Consider the following 19,731-nt stretch of genomic DNA (forward strand, 5'->3'; position numbering starts at 1 on the left):
AAGGCCCTAGAGCCGGCCTTCGCGGCGCAGGAGATCCTGGGCGCTCATCCCACCGCCACGCCGTGGCGGCTCGTCGTCGTCATGGGCAGTGAACTTCTGCGTCGACGGATCCTGCTCGCGTGGGCCCGGCGGCGGGGTCGGACCCGGACGCTGCGCGTTGAATGCCGTCGTCGGGGCGTTCTCCCCACCGGCGGGCGGTCGCTGCTGCGGCTGCGGCATGGCACGCGTCGCGTCGGTCGACGGCCGCGGTCCCGGCGGCGGAGGAGGCCCGGGCGGGGTGCCGTTGGCCGGCCCACCGGTCGTGGGTCCACCGCGCAGCGCACCCAGCCATGATTCGATCTCCCGATCTTCCCGCTGCGGCCCGGCCGCCGGACCGCTGCTCGGCCGTGCCGTCGGGGCTGCGGTGCGTTCGGTGCGGGTGTTCGCGTTGGCATTGCTGTTACCGGTGGCGGTGTTGACGGTGTTGACCGCGCTGTTCACTGCGTTGCGTACGGCGTTGCGGGCCATGGCGAACCGCGTGGTGGCCGGTTCCGGTTCCGGTTCCGGATCGGGCCGCCGCTGAGGGACATTCTGCGGAGGCGTGATCCGCGCCGTGCCCGCCGCCGAGGGCGCATTGGTACGCGGCATGGGAGGACGCATGGGCTCGATCGCCGGATGGGTCGGGTCGTGCGGCCGCGGCGGTGGCGGCGGCCCGCGCCCGACGCCGGCCAGGGCGCGCGGGTCTTCCCCGGAATCCTGCATGACGGGACGCTTGCGCTCGTCGGGCAGCTCGGTCTCGCCGAGGCCGATCGCCTCCTGGATCCGCTTCATCCAGCGCGGCGCCCACCAGCAATCGTCGCCGAGCAGTTTCATGATGGCCGGCACCAGGAACATACGAATCACGGTGGCGTCCAACAGAAGTGCGATCAGCAGACCGAAGGCCAGGTACTTCATCATCACCAAGTCGGAGAACGCGAACGCGCCGGCGACCACGGCCAGCACCAGGGCGGCGCCGGTGATCAGGCGGCCGGTGGTCGCGGTACCGATCCGGATGGCCTCGGCGGTGGACATACCGCGTTCACGGGCCTCCACCATGCGGGAGACCAGGAACACCTCGTAGTCGGTGGACAGACCCCAGATCACCGCGATGATCAGACCGATCATCGGTGCCATCAGCGGCTGCGGGGTGTAGTTCAATATGCCCGAGCCGTGGCCGTCGACGAACATCCAGGTCAGGATGCCCATGGTGGAACCGAGGGTGAGCGCGCTCATCAACGCGGCCTTGATCGGCAGCACGATCGATCCGAACGCCAGGAACATCAGGATCGTGGTGGTGATCACCAGGATGGTCACCATCAGCGGCAATCTGTCGAACAGGCTGTGGATCGAATCCTGTTCCAGGGCCGGTGTGCCGCCGACGAACACGTCGATGCCGTGCGGTGGTTGCAGCGCACGCAGATCCGAGATGTTGGTGGCCGCGTCGCCGCGGTTGACCAGACCGTTCTGGATCACCCGGACCGACGGGTCCTTGGAGCCGCTGTCGGTGGCCGGACGTTCCTTCCACATGGAATCCGGGTTGTTGTCCGGATCGGTGAAACCGGAAACCGTCAGCGCCTTGGCCCGCATGTCGGCGATCTGCGCGTCGGTGATCGGCTCGCCGTCTTCCCGCTGCATCACCAACGTGATCTGCTCGGTGCGGAACCCGGGGAACAGTTTGTCGAACTCCTCCTGCGACTGGCGCACCGAGTTGTCCGGGGGCAGATACTTCTCACTGATGCCGGCGAGGGTCAGCGAGCCGATCGGCAACACCAGCAGGGTCATCACGATCAGGATCGGCGTGGCGAAGGCGATCGGACGCTTCATCACCACGTTGACCAGCCGGCCCCAGAAGCCCTTCTCGACTTCTTCGCGGGTCATGGTCTTCTGGGTCTTTTCGATGAACCAGTCGATGATCCGGCGCGAGAACGGCCAGTTGGCCAGGAACGGCACCTTCAGCAGCGTGCGCACCCCGAGCGCGTCGACGTTGGCGCCCAGGATGCCCAGCGTCGCGGGCAACACCGTGATCGACAGGAACGCCGCCAGCAGCACCGAGGCGATGATCGCGTAGGTGATCGATTTGAGGAAGCCCAGCGGGATCAGCAGCAGCGGCAGCGAGGAGGCCACGATGATCACCGCGGAGAAGGCCACGGTGCGGCCCGAGGTCATCACCGATCTTCGTACTGCGGCCGCGGTGTCATAACCTTCGGCGAGTTCTTCTCGGAACCGGCTCACGATGAACAGGCCGTAGTCGATGGCGATACCGAAGCCCATCATCGTCACCACGGGTTGGGCGAAGAAGTGGACGGGGCCGAACTCCGCGGTGAACCGCAGGATGCCGAGCGCGCCGGCGATGGTCAGACCACCGATGATCGCGGGCAGAGCCGCGGCCACCGCGCCGCCGAACACGAAGAACAGCACCACGGCCACCAGCGGGACGATGGCCAGTTCGGCGCGTTTCTGATCGGTACCGATGGTGCCGGTGAGCTCGCTGGCCAGTGGGTTGAGCCCGGCCAGCTGGATGTTGCCGTCGTTGATCGCCCGGAGTTCGGGCTCGACGGCCTGGTAGTTCTTGAGGATGTCGTCGTCGTTGTCGCCCTGCAGCGGAATACTGACGAAGGTGTGCCGCTGATCTTCGGTCTTCATCGCGGCCAGGCCCGCCACGTCGGGCGCCTTGAGCCAGCCGACCCAGCTGACGATCTGATCCGGGTTGTCCTCGACGACCTTGTCGAGCTCGCCGGTGACCTTCTTCTGCCATGCCTTGTCGGTGACCAGCTTGTCGTCCGGAGGCGTCAGGATCGCCACGATGTGGCTGGTCCGGTCACGGCCATACACTTCGTCGGCCAGCAGCGAGGCCCGGACCGATTGGCTGCCTTCGTCGTAGAAACCGCTCTGGGTGACGCGCTTTCCAAGGTCGGCGCCGTAGATGCCGCCACCGAGGCATAGCGCCACCATGACACCGATGACGATGTACCGGAACTGGTACACCGTTCGACCCCACCAGGCGAACACTTAGGCTCCTAACGCTTTGATACTTCGCTCTAAAACTTTTGGTGACCCGCGCTTCGACTGGACGAGGGTCTTCAGTTGTCACACACGCGCGGTCAGTAGCGATGACAGCGGCCGGAACGGTTGCAGCCATGCTCCCTGCTCGGGTAGCGAGTCCAGGCCGATCCGTGGCAGCGGTTCCCGGAACACACCGGGAATATCCTCCAGATCGACAAACTCCAAGGTATCCGACGCTAGCGCCCAGCTCGCATGTTCGCGAAATCCGAGCACCTGCACCGGAGTGCCCTCCCGGGCGATCTCTTCCAGCGGTTGCCGGAACGCCTGCCCGTCGGCCGACGCCACCAGGACCGCCGCGAGCCCTTCACTGCGACGTAGGGCGATGTGGTCGAGCATGTCGCTGTCGACATCGCTGTCGTCGTCGATCTTCGGCTTGGCGAAGACGGCGAACCCCACGTTACGCAGCGCTTCCACCCAGGGCCGCACAACATCGGCGCTACCTGGGGCGATGTTGGTGAAGACGGTGGCCTCGGGCTCCAGGGAGACGGCCGCGTCGTCGCCCTTTGCGGCCGACAGATCCGCGGTGTAGCCGAGCAGCCAGCGGCCCAGCGCATCGAAGCGGGGGCGATGTGCGGCGGTCGGTCGACCGCCCAGGATCGCGCCCAGCCCCATGTCCAGATTGGGGGCGTCCCACACCAGCAGCACCCGGCGTGGCGGGGTGGCCGGTGTGGCGGAATCGGATTCCTCGACCTGCGCGGACGCGTCGTGCATGTCTTCGGTCACACTCATGGCCGTTTCTCCCACACCAGCTCGGTGACGTCGGGGCCGGCCAGGGCTTTGCGCTCGTACTTGGTGACCGGGCGCTCGGTCGAGATCGGCAGATCCGCACCTGGGGAGACCCGGCGCAGCCGCGGTTCGGCGTCACCGACCTCGGCGATGTGTTCGGCGTATCCGGCGTGGTCGGTGGCCGCATGCAGGATTCCGCCCGGGCGCAGCCGGTCGGCGATCAGCGCGACGGTCGCCGGTTGCAGCAACCGGCGCTTGTGGTGACGGGCCTTGGGCCAGGGGTCCGGGAAGAACACCCGCACGCCGGTCAGCGTCTCGGGACCGAACATGTGCTCCAGCACGTCGACGCCGTCACCGCGGACCATGCGGATGTTGGTGACCGGGGTGGGGGTCTGGGCGGTGCGGTCGATCGCGCTGAGCAGTTGGGCCAGGCCCTTGCGGTAGACCTCTACGGCGATCACATCGAGATCCGGCTCGGCCTGGGCCATCGCCAGGGTGGATGTGCCGGTACCCGAACCGATCTCGAGGATCACCGGTGCCGAGCGGCCGAACCAGGCCGCGGTATCGAGGTTGACGATCGGTTGCGAATTGTCGTCGCGGGCCTGAAGGCCCAGTTCAGGCCACAGCCGGTCCCAGGTTTCCTGTTGCGCCGGCGACAGCGTCGAGCGGCGGGTCCGGAAGCTGGTCACCCGGGGGAAACGGTGTGGCTGGGCAGCCGGCCCGTCGGCTACTTCATCTGCCGAGGCCGGTCCGCCGACGTCGGACCTGGACGGGTGCATCAGTCCATGGTCTCTTATCGGGGGCGGCGCGCCCGCATCGTGGTAGAGATTGATACCCAACAGTTGCCTCCGGCCGGCAGGAGGCAAACATCCGTTCGCGGGTCCGCCGCGGCCGTGTCACGATTTTTCCTGACGCCCCGGATTGCGCCCGTCACCAGGAAGGCTGCCAGATTTTCGCCGACGAGCTCACACGCTTTGCCGACCGCGCCGGCGATGCGCGGTTGGCCGAGATCTGTGCGCGAGTGACGGCTCCGGTGGCCGTCGAGGTGCAGGGGCGCCGCGGGGTCGGTACCAGCACCGTGACCGGGGCCCTGGGCGACGCGGGCCTGCAGATCGCCGCAACCGGTGAGGTCGCGGTGGTGGTGATCGCCGAGGTGCTCAAACCCGAGGACCGCGCGCTGCTGACCGAATTGAGCCGGGCCGGGCGGCCGGCCGTGGTGGTGTTCAACAAGGCCGACCTGGCCGGATCCTCCCCGGGCGGACCGATGGCGACGGCTCATCGCCGGGCCCGCCGCCTGCAGGACATGGCTGGGGTGCCGGTGGTGCCGATGGTCGCGCTGCTGGCTTCGGTGGCCTTGGCGGCGCACGAGGTGGCCGCGTTGGGCGTGCTGACGCGCGAGCCTGGTGACCTGACGTCGGCGGACGCCTTCGTCGACGCGCCGCATCGGCTTCCGGTCGAGGTGCGCGCCGGGCTGCTGCGGCGGCTGGACCGGTTCGGGATCGCCCATGCCACGCTGGCGTTGAGCCGCGGCGCGGATGCCGCATCCCTGCCCGGTGTGCTGCGCGGGCTCAGCCAGGTCGACCGGGTGCTGACGGCCATCGACGCCGCGGCCGCCCCGGTGCGGTATCGCCGGGCGCGGTGGGCGCTGACGGAGCTGCGTGCGATCGGGGGCGAAGCGGTGGGCCGCTTCCTGGCGGCCGACGACACAGTCCTCGCGATGATGGGCGCGGCCGTCGACGTGGTGCAGGCCGAGGGCCTCACGGTGGAAACGGGTGATGGTCACGTCGACCACCTGTGCCGGGCCCGGCGCTGGCGGCACTACCGCGACGGGCCGGTGAACGCCCTGCACCGCCGGTGCGCCGACGACATCGTGCGTGGGTCGCTGAGACTGCTGGACGCGACGGCGGCCGACAGGCGATGACCGACGTGGACACCGAGCGGGATCCGGAGGCGGCGCGAGCGGCCAAAGCCGCCGCTGAGGCCGAAGCCGATGCCGTGGTCGCGGCGATCGATCCCGGACTGAACTCCCCGGGGGTGCAAACCCGGGACGTGGTGCTCGTTTCCGGCCCGTGGCTGGCCGGATCGACCAGCGTGATGGCGGCGCTGCGGGACCGGATGCCACAGACCGAGTTCGTCGAATCCACCGAGTTGGTGGCCGGGGAGGCACCCGCGGCGGTGGTGTTCGTGGTTTCGGCCTCCGCGCCGCTCACCGAATCGGACTGTGCGCTGGTCGATTTGGCGACCCGGTACACCGATCTGGTGATCGGTGTGGTGTCCAAGATCGATGCTCACCGGGATTGGCTTGACGTGCGCGATGCCGACGCCGCGATTCTCGCCGAGCGTGACGCGCACTACCGGAACATGCCCTGGGTCGGGGTGGCGGCCGCACCCGACCTGGGTGAGCCGCAGCTCGACGACCTGGTCGACCTGCTCACCGAGCAGCTGGCCGATCCCGACGTCGCCCGGCGAAACAGGTTGCGGGCCTGGGAAACTCGTCTGGAGGCGGTGATCAGCCGGTATGAGGCCGACGCTTCGGGGGCTGACCGTCAGGCGCGCGTTGACGTGTTGCGGGAGCGTCGTGCCGAACTGACCAGGATGCGGCGGCTGACCCGCACCGAGCGCAGCATCGCATTGCGCAGCCAGTTGCAGCAGGCCCGGGTGCAGCTGGGTTATTTCGCCCGCAACCGGTGCAATTCGGTGCGCACCGAACTGCAGGAGGATGTGGCCGGCATCGGCCGTCGCCGCATCGCGACGTTCGACGAATATGCCCGCCGCCGCGCCGACGAGGTCGTCGGAGAGGTCGACGAGGGCGTCACCACGCACCTGCACGCGCTGGCCGGCGAACTCGAACTGCCCACCCCGCCGAGGGCTGCTGCCGCGTCGGCCCCCGCCCTGCCGGCGCCGCCGCTGAAGTCCCGCACCGCCGAGACCAGGTTGATGCTGGTTCTCGGCGCCGGCTTCGGGCTCGGGGTGGCGGTCGCGGTCAGCAGGTTGTTGGCCGGTGCTGCGCCGCGGTTGGCTGTCGCCGGGCTCGTGGTCGGCGCCGTCGTCGGCCTGTTGCTGGCGATCTGGGTCGTGGCCACCCGCGGGCTGTTGCACGACCGGGCGGTGCTGGACCGCTGGGTCACCGAGATCACCACCACGCTGCGGTCGACGGTCGAGGAGCTCGTGGCGACGCGCGTGCTGGCCGCCGAAACCGCGCTCACCACCGAGCTGGCCGGCCGGGAAGAGGCCGAGAGCGCCCAAGCGGCCGAGAAGACCGCCACCATCGACGCCGAACTGCGCGAGCACGCCATCGCCACAGCTCGGGCGGCCGCGCAGCGCGACCGGCGTATCCCGCCGTTACGCCGCGCCCTGGCCGCTGTCCGGGCGGCCCGGTACGGCTACAACGACGCTACCGGTGAGTAACCGGCCGATAACGCCGATCTGAATCGTTCCTGTGAGTGATCGGACATACCACTGGTTCACCTTGGGTATGTCACCCGCGTTAACCTCTACCCAAGGGGTAGCCGTGACCGCGATGCAACGTGGCTTGGGTTACACAAACCTACGCAGGAGAATTTGATGACCTCAGCGACCATTCCGGGTCTGGACACCGCACCGACGAAACATGAGGGACTGCTGGCCTGGGTCCAGGAGGTCGCCGAGCTCACTCAACCGGACCGGGTGGTATTCGCCGACGGCTCCGAGGAAGAATTCGACCGGTTGGCCGCCCACCTCGTCGAGGCCGGAACCTTCACCAAGCTCAACGACGAGAAGAAGCCCAACTCCTACCTCGCCCAGTCCGACCCCGCCGACGTCGCGCGGGTCGAGTCCCGCACCTTCATCTGCACCGAGCGGGAACTGGACGCCGGCCCCACCAACAACTGGATGGACCCGGCCGAGATGCGCGGCATCATGACCGACCTGTACCGGGGCTGCATGCGTGGCCGCACCATGTACGTCGTCCCGTTCTGCATGGGGCCGCTGGGCGCCGAGGATCCCAAGCTGGGTGTGGAGATCACCGACTCCGAGTACGTCGTGGTGTCCATGCGCACCATGACCCGGATGGGCAAGGCCGCGCTGGAGAAGATCGGCGACGACGGTTTCTTCGTCAAGGCGCTGCACTCGATCGGTGCGCCGCTGGAGCCGGGCCAGAAGGACGTGCCCTGGCCGTGCAACGAGACCAAGTACATCACCCACTTCCCGGAGACCCGTGAGATCTGGAGCTTCGGCTCGGGTTACGGCGGCAACGCGCTGCTGGGCAAGAAGTGCTACTCGCTGCGGATCGCCTCGGCGATGGCCCACGACGAGGGCTGGCTCGCCGAGCACATGCTGATCGTCAAGCTGATCTCCCCGGAGAACAAGGCGTACTTCATCGCCGCGGCGTTCCCCTCGGCCTGCGGCAAGACCAACCTCGCGATGCTGCAGCCCACGATCCCGGGCTGGCGCGCCGAGACCGTCGGCGACGACATCGCCTGGATGCGGTTCGGCAAGGACGGTCGTCTCTACGCCGTCAACCCCGAGTTCGGTTTCTTCGGTGTCGCGCCCGGCACCAACTGGGATTCCAACCCGAACGCGATGAAGACCATCGAGGCCGGCAACACCGTGTTCACCAACGTGGCCCTCACCGACGACGGCGACGTGTGGTGGGAAGGCCTGGAGGGCGACCCCGACCACCTGATCGACTGGAAGGGTCAGGACTGGTACCGCGAGTCGGAAGATAAAGCGGCACACCCGAATTCGCGTTACTGCACACCGATCTCGCAGTGCCCGACGCTGGCGCCGGAGTGGAACGACCCGCAGGGTGTGCCGATCTCGGCGATCCTGTTCGGTGGTCGCCGCAAGACGACCGTCCCGCTGGTGACCCAGGCCCGCGACTGGCAGCACGGCGTGTTCATCGGCGCCACACTCGGTTCCGAGCAGACCGCCGCCGCCGAGGGCAAGGTCGGTACTGTGCGCCGCGACCCGATGGCGATGCTGCCCTTCCTGGGCTACAACGTCGGTGACTACTTCCAGCACTGGATCAACATCGGCAAGAACGCCGACGAGTCCAAGCTGCCCGCGGTGTTCTTCGTCAACTGGTTCCGCCGCGGCGAGGACGGCCGCTTCCTGTGGCCGGGATTCGGTGAGAACAGCCGCGTGCTGAAGTGGGCCATCGAGCGCATCGAGCACAAGGCCGACGGCAAGAGCACCCCGATCGGCATCGTGCCCACCGCGGCGGATCTCGACCTGTCCGGGCTCGACGTGGATCCCGCCGACGTCGACGAGGCCCTGGCCGTCAACGTCGCGGAGTGGCAGGCCGAACTGCCGCTCATCGAGGAGTGGTTCGAGTTCGTCGGCGAGAAGCTGCCCACCGGCATCAAGGACGAGTTCGACGCCCTCAAGCACCGTTTGGCCGAAGAGGCCTAATCCCGCGAGCAGACGCAAACCCGTACCAAATCCGTTGATTTGGTACGGGTTTGCGTCTGTTCGGCGAGTGGCCCAGTGGCCCTGATCCGCTTGCTAGCCATGGCGTCCCGGTTCAGGAGCAAGTGCGGACCGCACCCGGCCGATCTGTTCGAATGCGTAGTCGGCCACCTCGCTGACGGTCATGCTTGCCCCGGCGGACGCAAGTGACCCGTAGCCGTCGTCTCCAAAAGTTCGTCTCAAATCCGTGATCGCGGCATCGATTTCGGGAAAGCTCGCGCGGGCCATCGCGGTCGAGGCGAACCCGCTGATGATGGCTGCGGGTCGGTGTTCGCCGAGCCGGACGAGCAGTGCGGTGAGCAGCCGCAGCGAGTTACGCATGAGCTCGACGGTGCCGGAATCGTAGTAGTGCCGGACGGCTTGGGTGATGTAGTCGAGGGCGCCGGCGGTCTCGCCGCGGGCGGCGGCAAGCCCGGCCAGTAGGCAGGCGAAGATCGACGCCTGCTGTCGATCTCCGCTTTCCTCGGCGAGCGCCCACCCTCGGCAGAGGGCCTGGTTCGCAGATGCCGGGTCCGTCTCGCGGCGGGCCCAGCCATATCCGAGCAGTGCGGCACCGGCCAGGGCGGGGTTGGCAGTGCTCTCGGCGTCGGTGGGCAGACGCGCCGATTCGTTGATCGCCTCCTGGGCGGCACCGCAGACTGCCAGCGTCACCGACAACACGGCCTGGCTGGCGGTGTGGCGCTGAGGGAGGCGAGCGATCGTTGCCCGGCACCACTCGATTGCCCGGTCGGGGCGCCCCGTTGTGTTGTAGCCGGCGGCCACCACGCAGGAGAACTCGTCGCCGACATCGTCGAAGTCTCCGTCCTCGATTGCCGACCTGCTGGCTTCGGCGTATTCATTGAAGTCGTCGACGCGTCCCAGCGCAGCGCAGTTGGTGGCGCCGACCAAGAGTTGAGCCAGCCGCCGATGGCGTGCGGTCCGGGCGGCCGGCAGGATTTCCTCCACCCAGCCCAGGGGCTCCCACTGCTCGAGGAAGTACCCGAAGTAGATCGCATTCACCGCGACTGCGGCCGCGGTGTCGAGATCGCCGTTGTCGGTCGCCCATCGAAAGGCCGTACGGAGGTTCGGCAACTCGATGTTGAACCAGTCGTAGGCCTCCCGCTGACGCGGACTGTCCCACAACGCGAGAAGTTCAGCCTCCAAGCTCGCGAAGTAGCGCGCATGTGAGGTGCGCGCTTCCCGTGCGCCGCCGGAGCGAACAAGTTGTTCCTCTGCGAACTGACGGATGGTCTCCAGCATCGAGAAGCGAGTGCGCGATGCTGTCCGGTCCGCCGCCAACAGCGACTTGCGCACAAGGGCGTCGAGCAGATCGAGTGTGCCCAGATCGTCGTGTGAGCCCGCCACCGCGCACGCGGCCGCCAGATCGAACCCGCCACTGAACACGGAAAGCCTTGTCAGCAAGTACTTTTCGTCGCCGTCGAGCAGGTCGTAGGACCATTGCACGGCGTGGCTGAGCGTCTGGTGGCGTTCCAACCCCCGCCGCGAGCCCACGAGCAACCGGAAACGGTCGTCGAGCCGGTCGCGGATCTCCGACGCCGTCATTGAAACGATGCGCGACGCCGCGAGCTCGATCGCCAGCGGAATTCCGTCCAAGCGACGGCAGATCTCCACTACCGCCGCGGATTCGACCGGCGAGGTGAAGGAGGCGTGCGGCGATACCGCCTGAGCTCGGTCGACGAACAACTCCGCGGCCGCGGATCCCGGCCCGTCGCGGATGTCCAGTGACGGTACCGGCCACCGTTGCTCGTCTTTGAGTCGTAGTCCCTCGCGGCTGGTCGCAAGGACGGTGACCGTCGACGAGTGGGTGAGGATCGCCTCGATCAGGTCGGCGGCCGCGTTCAGGACGTGCTCGCAGTTGTCGAACATCAACAGGCGTGATCGGCCTTGCAGCGCGGCGGCAATGCTCTGGGTGACGGTCAGACCGGCCTGCTGGGTGACCCCGAGAACATCCGCGACGGAGTCCGGCACCGCCGCCGGATCACCGACCGCAGCGAGTTCGACGACGAACACTCCGTCCGGATATGCGTCGGCCGAGCGTGCGGCCAGCTCCAATGCCAGCCGGGTCTTGCCGACGCCGCCGACACCGGTCAGTGTCACCAGGCGATGCGATTTCAGCGCGGTGCTCAATTCCGCCAGATCCGCCTCGCGGCCGATGAGGCTGGTGGTCGCAGCCCGCAGATTTCCCGGTCCGGTGGTGACAGTCTTCAGCGGCGGAAACTCGGAGGGCAGCCCTGCGGCTTGAACCTGGTGTATCTCAACCGGTTTGGTGATGTCACGTAGTCGTCTCGGTCCCAACGAGATCAGGTCGACGTCGGTGATCAGGCCGGCTGTGACTCCGTCGAGCAGGATCTGACCGCCGTGTCCGGCGGCCATGATGCGGGCGGCTCGGTTGAGTACCGCTCCGAAGTAATCGCCGTCGCGCGATTCCGCTTCGCCGGTGGCGATGCCCATCCGCACCGGCAGACCCAATTCGCGCTGGGCGGTGATGGCCGCTCCCACAGCGTCTTTGGGTGATGCGAAGATGGCGCATATGCCGTCGCCGGTGTGTTTGAAAATCCGGCCGTGGTGCTGCTCGATGGCGTTGCGCAACTCCACGTCGTGGGTTTCCAGGGCGGTCTGCATCGCCGCCGGGTCGGTTTCCCAGCGGCGGGTGGAGCCCTCGATGTCAGTGAACAAGAAGGTGGTGATGCCCGTGTGTGCCGTCGGGCCGGCGCCAGGGACCGTCATCTGTAGTTCTCGTGTGTGATAAAGGCACGTGCCTGGTCGATATGGTCGAACGCGTAGGCCACGATCTCGGCGTGCGTCATGGCATTGCCGCAGTGGCGTAATGACTCGTACCTGGACTCGTCGAGGCTCTCGCGAACGTGCACGATCGCCGGTCCGGCTTCGGCGAATGTACTGAGCGGTCTGGGCTCGGCGGCGAAGCCGAACAGCACGGCTGCGGGTTCATGTAAGTCGAGCTGGTCGAACACGACCCCTAACAGCGTCAGCGGTCCGCGGATCAGTTCGTAACTGCCAGAATCGAAATACAAATGCAGGACGTCGGCCAACAGGTCCAGCGCGCCCGCGGCGCGGCCACTGACGACGGCAAGGCGGGCCAGCCCGATAACCGCAGTGGATTCGGTTAGACGATTTCCGCTGTCGCGGGCCATCGCCAGCGCACGCGTCTGGATGGCGTAGGCAACGGCCGGTTCGGTGGAGAAATGGCTCCAGCCATAGGCGGTCAGCGCGAGCACCTGGGCGTTGGGATTGCGGGTGGTTTCGGCGACCTCGAGCAGGCCCTCGGCGGCCTCCCGAGCCTCGTCATCCGCGTTGGCCTGGGCCAGCGCCAGGGCCAGGCAGGCCTGTGCCAAGATATGGGGACTGCGCGCGATCACATCGCGCAGGAAGCGAGTGGCTTCCAGCGGTTGGCCCGCCATGCTGTGACCGGCATACAGGGCGGCCTCGAATCCGAACGGCACCGGGTCGAAGCCACCACTCGCGATGATCGCCTCTCCCATCGCCGCGTAGCTCATCGCGTCGTCGAGCCGTCCGGCTGCATAACACTGCGCTGCTCCTACGAAGAGCTGGGCCAGGCGCGGGTGGCGCGCCTCGCGTGCCGGCTCGATGAGTTCGACGGCCCAGCCGATCGGCTCGGATTGTTCGGTCAGGCAGCCGAGCATCGATGTGTAGAAGGCAATTCCCGCGGCAGCGTCGAGATCTCCTTGGTCGGCCGACCACCGGAACGCAGCCCGCAGATTGGCCAGGTTCGCAGTGAACCATTCGTACGCTTCGCCTTGACGCGGGCTGTCCCACAACGCCATCACGTCGGTCTCGCATGCGGCGTAGTACTCGGCGTGCGCAGACCGACATTCCTCGGCTGTACCGCACGCAGCAAGGCTCTCCTCGGCGTACTGCCGGATTGTCTCGAGCATCGAATATCTTGTGTGGCCCCCTGTTCTGTTAGCAATGACCAATGACTTGCGGACCAGTGCATCAAGCACGTCGAGAGTGCCGAACTCGTCTTCTGAGCTGGTGACCGCACAGGCGGCGGCGAGGTCGAATCCTCCGGCGAACACCGAGCATCTTGTCAGTAAGGATCTTTCGTCGCCGGACAGCAGGTCGACGGACCATGCCACTGCGTGACGCAGGGTTTGGTGGCGCTCCAGGCCCCGTCTGGATCCCACGAGCAGTCGGAAGCGGTCGTCTAACCGATCGCGGATCTCCGTCACGGTCATCGACTGCAGACGCGAAGCGGCCAATTCGATTGCGAGCGGGATCCCGTCGAGACGTTCGCAGAGTTCATCCACCGCCGATGTCTGAGTGGGCGAGTCGAGCGAGTTCCCCGGTGCGACTGCCCCGGCACGGTCGCGAAACAGGCACACGGCCGCGGAGCCGGCCCCGGTGGTCAGCGACGGCACTGGCCAGAGCTGTTCATCGGTAGCTCCCAGACCTTCGCGGCTGGTGGCGAGGATCTTCACGGTGTCCGACGCGCCGAGGATTGTGTCGACCATCTCGGCAGCGGCGTCCAGCAGATGTTCGCAATTGTCCAGGATCAGTAGCCGGCTGCGTCCTGCCAAAGCGTCTGCGACGCTTTCGGCGACGGAACGCCCAGGTTGCTGCATGATGCCGAGCGAGCCGGCAACCGCGTCGGGCAACGCGCGTGGATCGGTGACGGCGGCAAGCTCGATGAGCCAGACGCCATCGCGGAACCGACTCGCCAACCTGACACCGACCTCGTGGGCCAGTCGCGTCTTACCCACGCCGCCCACTCCCGTCAGCGTCATCAACCGGTGGGCGAGCACTGCTTCGACGAGTTCGGATACCGCAGACTCACGGCCGACGAAGCTGTTTGTGAGTGCTCGTAGATTCCCCGGCACCGGGTCTTCGGTCTTCAGCGGCGGAAACTCGGAGGGCAGCCCTGCGGCTTGAACCTGGTGTATCTCAACCGGTTTGGTGATGTCACGTAGTCGTCTCGGTCCCAACGAGATCAGATCGATGTCGGTGATCAGGCCGGCTGTGACTCCGTCGAGCAGGATCTGACCGCCGTGCCCGGCGGCCATGATGCGGGCGGCTCGGTTGAGTACCGCTCCGAAGTAATCGCCGTCGCGCGATTCAGCTTCGCCGGTGGCGATGCCCATCCGCACCGGCAGACCCAATTCGCGCTGCGCGGTGACTGCAGCGTCTATCGCGGCTGCGGGTGACGAGAATGCAGCGCAGACGCCGTCGCCGGTGTGTTTGAACGTGTGTCCGGCGTGGGATCCGATGGCCGCGCGCAACACGTCGTCGTGTACGGCCAGCGCGGCCCGCATCACGTCCGGTTCGGTTTCCCACCGCCGTGTCGATCCTTCGATGTCGGTGAACAGGAACGTGACGACCCCCGACGGCATGTGGACGCCGTCCTCAAAGCGCTTCGGTCGATCGCACCGGCACTCCCACGCTTGCTCCGCTGGGTGTCTTGACATCGTAGGACCGCAGCTCGCATCCGGGGTAGGAAGGAGGTATGCAGGAGACGCCGCGAGTCGACGAGCGGGTCGAGTTACTGCCCGCCGCGTTCATCGGGCACGGCAGCCCGATGAACGCCCTGGAGGTCAACCGGTACACGTCGGCGTGGAAGGCTTTCGGGCAGGCGGTCCCCAAGCCCAGGGCGATCCTGGTGATCAGCGCGCACTGGTACATCAACGCCACGGCTGTCACCGCGATGCCGCGGCCGCGAACGATCCACGATTTCTACGGCTTCCCGCAAGAGCTGTTCGATGTGCAGTACCCGGCCCCGGGTCTGCCGGACTTGGCCGAGGAAGTGGCCGACGTGGTGCATCCGACGTGGGTGGGCGCAGACGTGGACAGCTGGGGAATCGATCACGGCACCTGGTCGGTACTGGTACACGCTTTCCCGGAGGCGTCGATCCCGGTGGTCCAGCTGTCGATCAACGCCGACAAGCCACTCGAATACCACCTCGAACTCGGTGCCAGGCTGGCTGCCCTACGAGAGCGTGGTGTGCTCATCATGGCCAGCGGCAATGTGGTCCACAATCTGCGCGGAATGGACTGGGGCCGCCCGGACACCGGCTATGACTGGGCCCAGCGGTTCAACACCGATGCGACGGCGCTGATGCTTTCGGAGCCCGCCGACGCTGGGCGGCTGCAAGAGCACTCCGATTTCCGGCGCGCGGTGCCGACGCCGGACCATTTCATCCCGCTGCTGTACCTGGCCGGCGTCACCGCGGCCGAAGGGGACACTCTCGACGTACTCGTGGACGGCTACACCTACGGATCCATGTCGATGACGGCCTACACGTTGGGACTGAACGGCGCGAGCAGCACGAGTCACCACGGAGGAGCGCCGCCGCCGCCGGATTTCCCGGCCGACGCCTCGAACATCTGACGCGGGTAGACCAGACCGGCTACGGCGCTCTCATCAGACGCCGGGAAGGCCGATCCACGGGATCGCGGGCCGGTTTGCCGGCGGAGCCGTCGTCACCGGACGTGACTTGACCGCCACGCTGCCGTTCGTCGAGCAGACAGTCGTCGCCGCGCCGGTGCTCTGGCAGGTCGGTCGAGCGTGCGCGACCGGGGCTGAAACCGCTGCCGCCACAACGAAACCCGCCGCCACCAGTAGTGACTTACCTCGGTCCATCGTTCCGCCTTTCAAGCACAATCCGAAACCGCGAATCGCGGTGAGGTGTAACCCTGAACACCGGGTCATGGGCAATCCGAGATCACCACGGGGGAGGTGGGACTCATCGGGTTGTTGTGGGCAGCAGCGCGCTGGAGTGCATCCTGGCGAGCAGCCTCGACGGTGATACCGGCGCCGCCGGCCACGACATCTCCGGCGTCATCGGCGACAGACACGATGCACAGATGGTCGTTGGTCTCCTCATCGCTGGTGCAATCGTTGCCGCCGGCGTCCTGGCAGGCTGCGATCACCGCCGCGGCGGCTTCCTCCCGGGTGTTGCCGGTACCCCGGAAGCCGACGAGGGAATCGCGGAAGGCGCCGGTGCCGACTGCCACAAAGCTGTGTTCGTCCGAGTTCTCGACGGTGCCATCGGGCCCGCCCGCCCATGCGATACCTGTCGACAGCCACGCGGCACTCAGCCCCGCGGCAAAGAGCGTCGAAACCCACCGTGTATTGGACATACCCCGACCTCTCGCCGAATGGAGAATCACCGATCGGTCGCGGCATACCCGGTGCGGTTTCGGGTAAACACTCTGCCGACGTCCTGTGCCTGAGGCGAGCCGAACGGGCGCCACTTGACACCTGTCAAGTGGCGCCCGTTACAGTGCCTTCATGCAGATCCGTGAGCATGCCGAGGCCAACCCCGAGAAGCCGGCCATCATCCTCCACCCGTCGGGCACCGTCGTCACCTTCGGCGACCTCGAGGCCCGGGCGAATCGGTTGGCTCATCACTTCCGTCAACAGGGTCTGCAGGAGGGCGACGTGGTCGCGATCCTCATGGAGAACAACGAGCACATCCACGCGGTGATGTGGGCGGCCCGACGCATCGGTCTGTACTACGTGCCGATCAACACCCACCTCACCCCGGCCGAGGCGGCGTACATCATCGACAACAGCGGGGCCAAGGCCATCGTCGGCTCGGCCGCTCTCAAAGATGTGCTGGCCGGCCTCGACAAGGAACTGCCCAACGGGTTACCGGGCACCCTGCTGATTGCCGACGGAGAGTTGGAGGGCTGGCAGCGCTACCCCGAGGCGGTCGCCGACCTGCCCAGCACCCCGGTCGACGACGAGATGGACGGCGACCTGCTGCAGTACTCGTCGGGCACCACGGGCCGCCCCAAAGGCATCAAACGCGAGCTCCCGCATCTGCCGCCCTCGCAGACCCCCGGCATGATGGCCGCCCTGGTCGGCTTCTGGATGCAGCCGGATTCGGTATACCTGAGCCCCGCACCGCTGTACCACACCGCACCGTCGGTGTGGTCGATGCAGACCCAGGCCGCCGGTATCACCACCGTGGTGCTGGAGCGCTTCGACGCCGAAGGCTGCCTGGAGGCTATCCAGAAACACAAGGTGACCCACGGCCAGTTCGTCCCGGTGATGTTCACTCGGTTGTTGAAACTGCCTGAGAGCGTACGAGATTCGTATGACGTGTCGAGCCTGCAGCGGATCATGCACGCCGCCGCGCCGTGCCCGGTGGAGATCAAGAAGCAGATGATCGACTGGTGGGGCCCGATCGTCGACGAGTACTACGCCTCCTCCGAAGCCATCGGCGCCACGCTGATCACCGCCGACGAGTGGCTGGCCCACCCGGGTTCGGTCGGCCGGGCGATGACGGGCATCGTGCACATCCTCGATGAGGACGGCAACGAGCTGCCGCCCGGTCAGGCCGGGGAGATCTTCTTCGAGGGCGGCCAGGACTTCGAGTACCTCAACGACGCGGAAAAGACCGCCTCGTCCCGGGATTCGCACGGCTGGAAGACGGTGGGCGACATCGGTTATCTCGATGAGGACGGTTACCTCTACCTCACCGATCGTCGCCACCACATGATCATCTCGGGCGGAGTGAACATCTACCCCCAGGAAGCCGAGAACATGCTCGTCGTCCACCCGAAGGTGATGGACGCGGCGGTGTTCGGTATCCCGGACGACGAGATGGGGCAGAGCGTCAAGGGCGTGGTGCAGACCGTCGATCCGGCAGATGCCACCCCCGAATTCGCCGAGGAACTGCTGGCCTGGTTGCGGGACAAGCTGACCCATTACAAGTGCCCGCGCTCGATCTCCTTCGAGGCCGAGTTGCCGCGCACCGACACCGGCAAGCTGTTCAAGCAGGGGCTGATAAACAAGTACTCGTGAGCCACGAGCTGCCCGGCGGGATCGTCGTCGGGGTCGACACCCCGACGGACGCGGCGACGTTCACGGTGACCGAACATCCGAGTACCGACCGCCGGGTGGTCACCGTCGGATCGGTCGAGCAGACCTTGGACGAGCTCACGCAGCGGTGCGACCGGTGGCCCCAGGCCGCCGCGGTGTGTGACGACGTGCTGCGCTCGTTCGATCCGGCCGGCCCCACCCGGTCCGGACTCATCACCGAATCCTTGGCCTACTCGACCCTGCAATCGGGGCCGGAGTTCGCCCGGTGGCTGGCCGAGCGCGGCCCGGCCAGCGCACCGCAGCTGCCCGATCCGGTGCTGGCCCACCGCGACGGCAATACGTTGTACGTCCGGTTCAACCGGCCCCAGCGGCACAACGCGTTCTCCACCGACGCCCGGGCCGCCCTGCTGGAGGCGCTCGAGGTGGCCCGGCTGGACGATTCGGTCGACGAGGTGGTGCTCGGCGGCACCGGCCGATCCTTCTGCAGCGGTGGTGATCTGGCCGAGTTCGGTTCGTTCGACGACCCGGCCAGCGCTCATCTGGCCCGCACCCGGTACAGCCCCGCTCTCGTCCTCGACGAACTCACCGCCAGGCTCGGGCGGCGCTGCCGCGCCGAAGTGCACGGGCAAGTTCTCGGCAGCGGACTGGAAATGGCCTGCTATTGCGGGTGGGTCAGCTGCCACCCGGACGCCGTCATCGGCCTGCCGGAACTTGCGCTCGGTCTGATCCCGGGCGCAGGCGGCACGGTGAGCATCACCCGACGCATCGGCCGGTGGCGCACCGCGTACCTGGTGTTGTCCGGGCGCACCATCGACGCGGCCACCGCCCTGGCGTGGGGGCTGGTCGACGAGATCGGCCCGGCCCCGTCGGCCTGATCAGCCGCAGCGGTCGCGGAACTCGACGGCGGGTTGGCGGATCCCCTGCAGATCGGCACGGACCTGGGGGTTCTCGTCGCCGTAGGCTCGGATCTTCTCCCGGATCTGGTCTTTGGGCAGGCCCTTGAGCCCGGTCATGAAGGTGTTCACCTCGGGGTGGGCGAACAAATAGTCCGACGTGGCCGCCGAGACGCCCGACATGACCCTGGCGAGGTCGGCGGACGTGCAGTCCGGTGGCGGGTCGGCGGCTGCGCCCGCGGCGGTGCCCACCAGTGCGGCGCCGGCGATCGCCGCACCGGCAATTCCGACCATCAGCCGGTGCAGGGGGAGGTGCAGGGAAAACGGTGTTGTCATGTTCGGCTCCTCACCGATACGTGTGCGACCTGAACGGCATTGAACGAATACCTTTCGGGGACAGCGGGTTACTCAACGCGGGCCGATCCCGGGCCGGCCCGGACGTCCGATGTCGATACCACCGCCAGGCGGTGGCCCTGGGTCGATTCCGATGTCGAGATCCCAGTCGGAGTCGCAATACCAGTCGTATTCGCAGGGGTAGGGCACGACAGGACCGGACAGTCCGGGCCCGCTTCCGCCGTTGGCGCCACGTACTTCCCCTTGCGCGCACACGGTGACGCCGTTGGCATTGGTGCATTCGGCGGCGACGGGTGGGGCGCCGGCGATGGCGATCGGCACGGCAGTGGTGCCCAGGGCTGCGATCAAGAAACGGTGCAGGACTGACATGGCCCGCCTTTCCGCCGGAACGCCTTGACCTCTGTGAGCGTAAGCGACGTGAAC

General features: G+C 67.1%; 15 protein-coding genes. 6 read left to right on the forward strand and 9 right to left on the reverse strand.

What is annotated here, in order from left to right; all coding sequences use genetic code 11:
- Window positions 1-6 precede the first annotated feature (6 nt).
- The 3 genes from A5699_RS08000 to trmB all read right to left on the reverse strand — a co-directional run bounded on the left by A5699_RS08000 (window position 7) and on the right by trmB (window position 4,604).
- A complete protein-coding gene (locus A5699_RS08000; protein ID WP_067767965.1) occupies window positions 7-3,027 on the reverse strand; it encodes an MMPL family transporter in 3,021 nt (1,006 codons plus the stop codon).
- A 78-nt stretch (window positions 3,028-3,105) separates the two neighbouring features.
- Window positions 3,106-3,792, reverse strand: a complete 687-nt coding sequence (locus tag A5699_RS08005) for an NYN domain-containing protein (protein WP_369806675.1) — start codon at window positions 3,790-3,792, stop codon at window positions 3,106-3,108.
- 14 nt (window positions 3,793-3,806) lie between these two features.
- Complete coding sequence (trmB, locus tag A5699_RS08010) at window positions 3,807-4,604, reverse strand: tRNA (guanosine(46)-N7)-methyltransferase TrmB (RefSeq protein WP_067768089.1); 798 nt, start codon at window positions 4,602-4,604, stop codon at window positions 3,807-3,809.
- Window positions 4,605-4,828: 224 nt separating this feature from the next.
- Between trmB and A5699_RS08015 the strand changes: the two genes are divergently transcribed.
- The 3 genes from A5699_RS08015 to A5699_RS08025 all read left to right on the forward strand — a co-directional run bounded on the left by A5699_RS08015 (window position 4,829) and on the right by A5699_RS08025 (window position 9,198).
- Entirely contained in the window at window positions 4,829-5,728 is a 900-nt protein-coding gene (locus tag A5699_RS08015) for a hypothetical protein (RefSeq protein ID WP_231965645.1), read from the forward strand.
- The gene (locus A5699_RS08020) at window positions 5,725-7,215 is read left to right on the forward strand and encodes a hypothetical protein (protein ID WP_197508228.1); all 1,491 of its coding nucleotides are present in this window, start codon (window positions 5,725-5,727) and stop codon (window positions 7,213-7,215) included. The genes A5699_RS08015 and A5699_RS08020 overlap by 4 nt, the downstream gene beginning before the upstream one ends.
- Window positions 7,216-7,371: 156 nt before the next feature.
- The gene (locus A5699_RS08025; RefSeq protein WP_067767973.1) at window positions 7,372-9,198 is read left to right on the forward strand and encodes a phosphoenolpyruvate carboxykinase (GTP); all 1,827 of its coding nucleotides are present in this window, start codon (window positions 7,372-7,374) and stop codon (window positions 9,196-9,198) included.
- A 93-nt stretch (window positions 9,199-9,291) separates the two neighbouring features.
- Here the strand turns inward: A5699_RS08025 and A5699_RS08030 are convergent, their stop codons facing one another.
- Both A5699_RS08030 and A5699_RS08035 read right to left on the reverse strand, forming a co-directional pair.
- Window positions 9,292-11,982: an adenylate/guanylate cyclase domain-containing protein gene (locus A5699_RS08030; RefSeq protein ID WP_067767976.1), complete on the reverse strand. Its 2,691-nt coding sequence runs from the start codon at window positions 11,980-11,982 to the stop codon at window positions 9,292-9,294.
- Window positions 11,979-14,624 carry an AAA family ATPase gene (locus A5699_RS08035; RefSeq protein ID WP_067767979.1) on the reverse strand — a complete coding sequence of 882 codons (2,646 nt, stop codon included), beginning with the start codon at window positions 14,622-14,624 and terminating at the stop codon, window positions 11,979-11,981. Before A5699_RS08035 ends, A5699_RS08030 begins: the two co-directional genes overlap by 4 nt.
- A 113-nt stretch (window positions 14,625-14,737) precedes the next feature.
- Here A5699_RS08035 and ygiD point away from each other — a divergent pair, with 113 nt between their 5' ends.
- Window positions 14,738-15,619: a 4,5-DOPA dioxygenase extradiol gene (gene ygiD, locus A5699_RS08040; protein WP_067767982.1), complete on the forward strand. Its 882-nt coding sequence runs from the start codon at window positions 14,738-14,740 to the stop codon at window positions 15,617-15,619.
- A gap of 33 nt (window positions 15,620-15,652) precedes the next feature.
- On the opposite strand, the gene A5699_RS29020 is transcribed toward ygiD, so the two are convergent.
- The gene (locus A5699_RS29020; RefSeq protein WP_076240448.1) at window positions 15,653-15,871 is read right to left on the reverse strand and encodes a hypothetical protein; all 219 of its coding nucleotides are present in this window, start codon (window positions 15,869-15,871) and stop codon (window positions 15,653-15,655) included.
- A gap of 65 nt (window positions 15,872-15,936) precedes the next feature.
- Window positions 15,937-16,371 (reverse strand): DUF4189 domain-containing protein, encoded by a 435-nt coding sequence (locus A5699_RS08045; protein ID WP_067767986.1) that lies wholly within the window; start codon window positions 16,369-16,371, stop codon window positions 15,937-15,939.
- Between the two features lie 151 nt (window positions 16,372-16,522).
- Here A5699_RS08045 and fadD4 point away from each other — a divergent pair, with 151 nt between their 5' ends.
- Together fadD4 and A5699_RS08055 are read left to right on the forward strand one after the other, a co-directional pair.
- Window positions 16,523-18,043 carry a fatty-acid--CoA ligase FadD4 gene (gene fadD4, locus A5699_RS08050; RefSeq protein ID WP_067767989.1) on the forward strand — a complete coding sequence of 507 codons (1,521 nt, stop codon included), beginning with the start codon at window positions 16,523-16,525 and terminating at the stop codon, window positions 18,041-18,043.
- Window positions 18,040-18,936: an enoyl-CoA hydratase/isomerase family protein gene (locus A5699_RS08055; RefSeq protein WP_067767992.1), complete on the forward strand. Its 897-nt coding sequence runs from the start codon at window positions 18,040-18,042 to the stop codon at window positions 18,934-18,936. Before fadD4 ends, A5699_RS08055 begins: the two co-directional genes overlap by 4 nt.
- Here A5699_RS08055 and A5699_RS08060 read toward each other — a convergent pair whose 3' ends face one another.
- Window positions 18,937-19,290 carry a heme-binding protein gene (locus A5699_RS08060; protein WP_067767994.1) on the reverse strand — a complete coding sequence of 118 codons (354 nt, stop codon included), beginning with the start codon at window positions 19,288-19,290 and terminating at the stop codon, window positions 18,937-18,939. It abuts the gene before it with no gap.
- 72 nt (window positions 19,291-19,362) lie between these two features.
- On the reverse strand, window positions 19,363-19,677 hold the full coding sequence (locus A5699_RS08065) for a hypothetical protein (protein WP_067767996.1): 315 nt from the start codon (window positions 19,675-19,677) through the stop codon (window positions 19,363-19,365).
- Window positions 19,678-19,731 lie beyond the last annotated feature (54 nt).

This window comes from Mycobacterium sp. E802 (assembly GCF_001666875.1).
GTDB lineage: Bacteria > Actinomycetota > Actinomycetes > Mycobacteriales > Mycobacteriaceae > Mycobacterium.

Excerpts from the sequence above, each read along its gene's own strand:
- A5699_RS08005 (WP_369806675.1), bottom strand. The coding sequence starts at position 3,792 with ATGCACGACGCGTCCGCGCAGGTCGAGGAATCCGATTCCGCCACACCG.
- A5699_RS08020 (WP_197508228.1), top strand. The coding sequence starts at position 5,725 with ATGACCGACGTGGACACCGAGCGGGATCCGGAGGCGGCGCGAGCGGCC.
- A5699_RS08025 (WP_067767973.1), top strand. The coding sequence starts at position 7,372 with ATGACCTCAGCGACCATTCCGGGTCTGGACACCGCACCGACGAAACAT.
- A5699_RS08030 (WP_067767976.1), bottom strand. The coding sequence starts at position 11,982 with ATGACGGTCCCTGGCGCCGGCCCGACGGCACACACGGGCATCACCACC.
- A5699_RS08035 (WP_067767979.1), bottom strand. The coding sequence starts at position 14,624 with ATGCCGTCGGGGGTCGTCACGTTCCTGTTCACCGACATCGAAGGATCG.
- ygiD (WP_067767982.1), top strand. The coding sequence starts at position 14,738 with ATGCAGGAGACGCCGCGAGTCGACGAGCGGGTCGAGTTACTGCCCGCC.
- A5699_RS29020 (WP_076240448.1), bottom strand. The coding sequence starts at position 15,871 with ATGGACCGAGGTAAGTCACTACTGGTGGCGGCGGGTTTCGTTGTGGCG.
- A5699_RS08045 (WP_067767986.1), bottom strand. The coding sequence starts at position 16,371 with ATGTCCAATACACGGTGGGTTTCGACGCTCTTTGCCGCGGGGCTGAGT.
- fadD4 (WP_067767989.1), top strand. The coding sequence starts at position 16,523 with ATGCAGATCCGTGAGCATGCCGAGGCCAACCCCGAGAAGCCGGCCATC.
- A5699_RS08060 (WP_067767994.1), bottom strand. The coding sequence starts at position 19,290 with ATGACAACACCGTTTTCCCTGCACCTCCCCCTGCACCGGCTGATGGTC.
- A5699_RS08065 (WP_067767996.1), bottom strand. The coding sequence starts at position 19,677 with ATGTCAGTCCTGCACCGTTTCTTGATCGCAGCCCTGGGCACCACTGCC.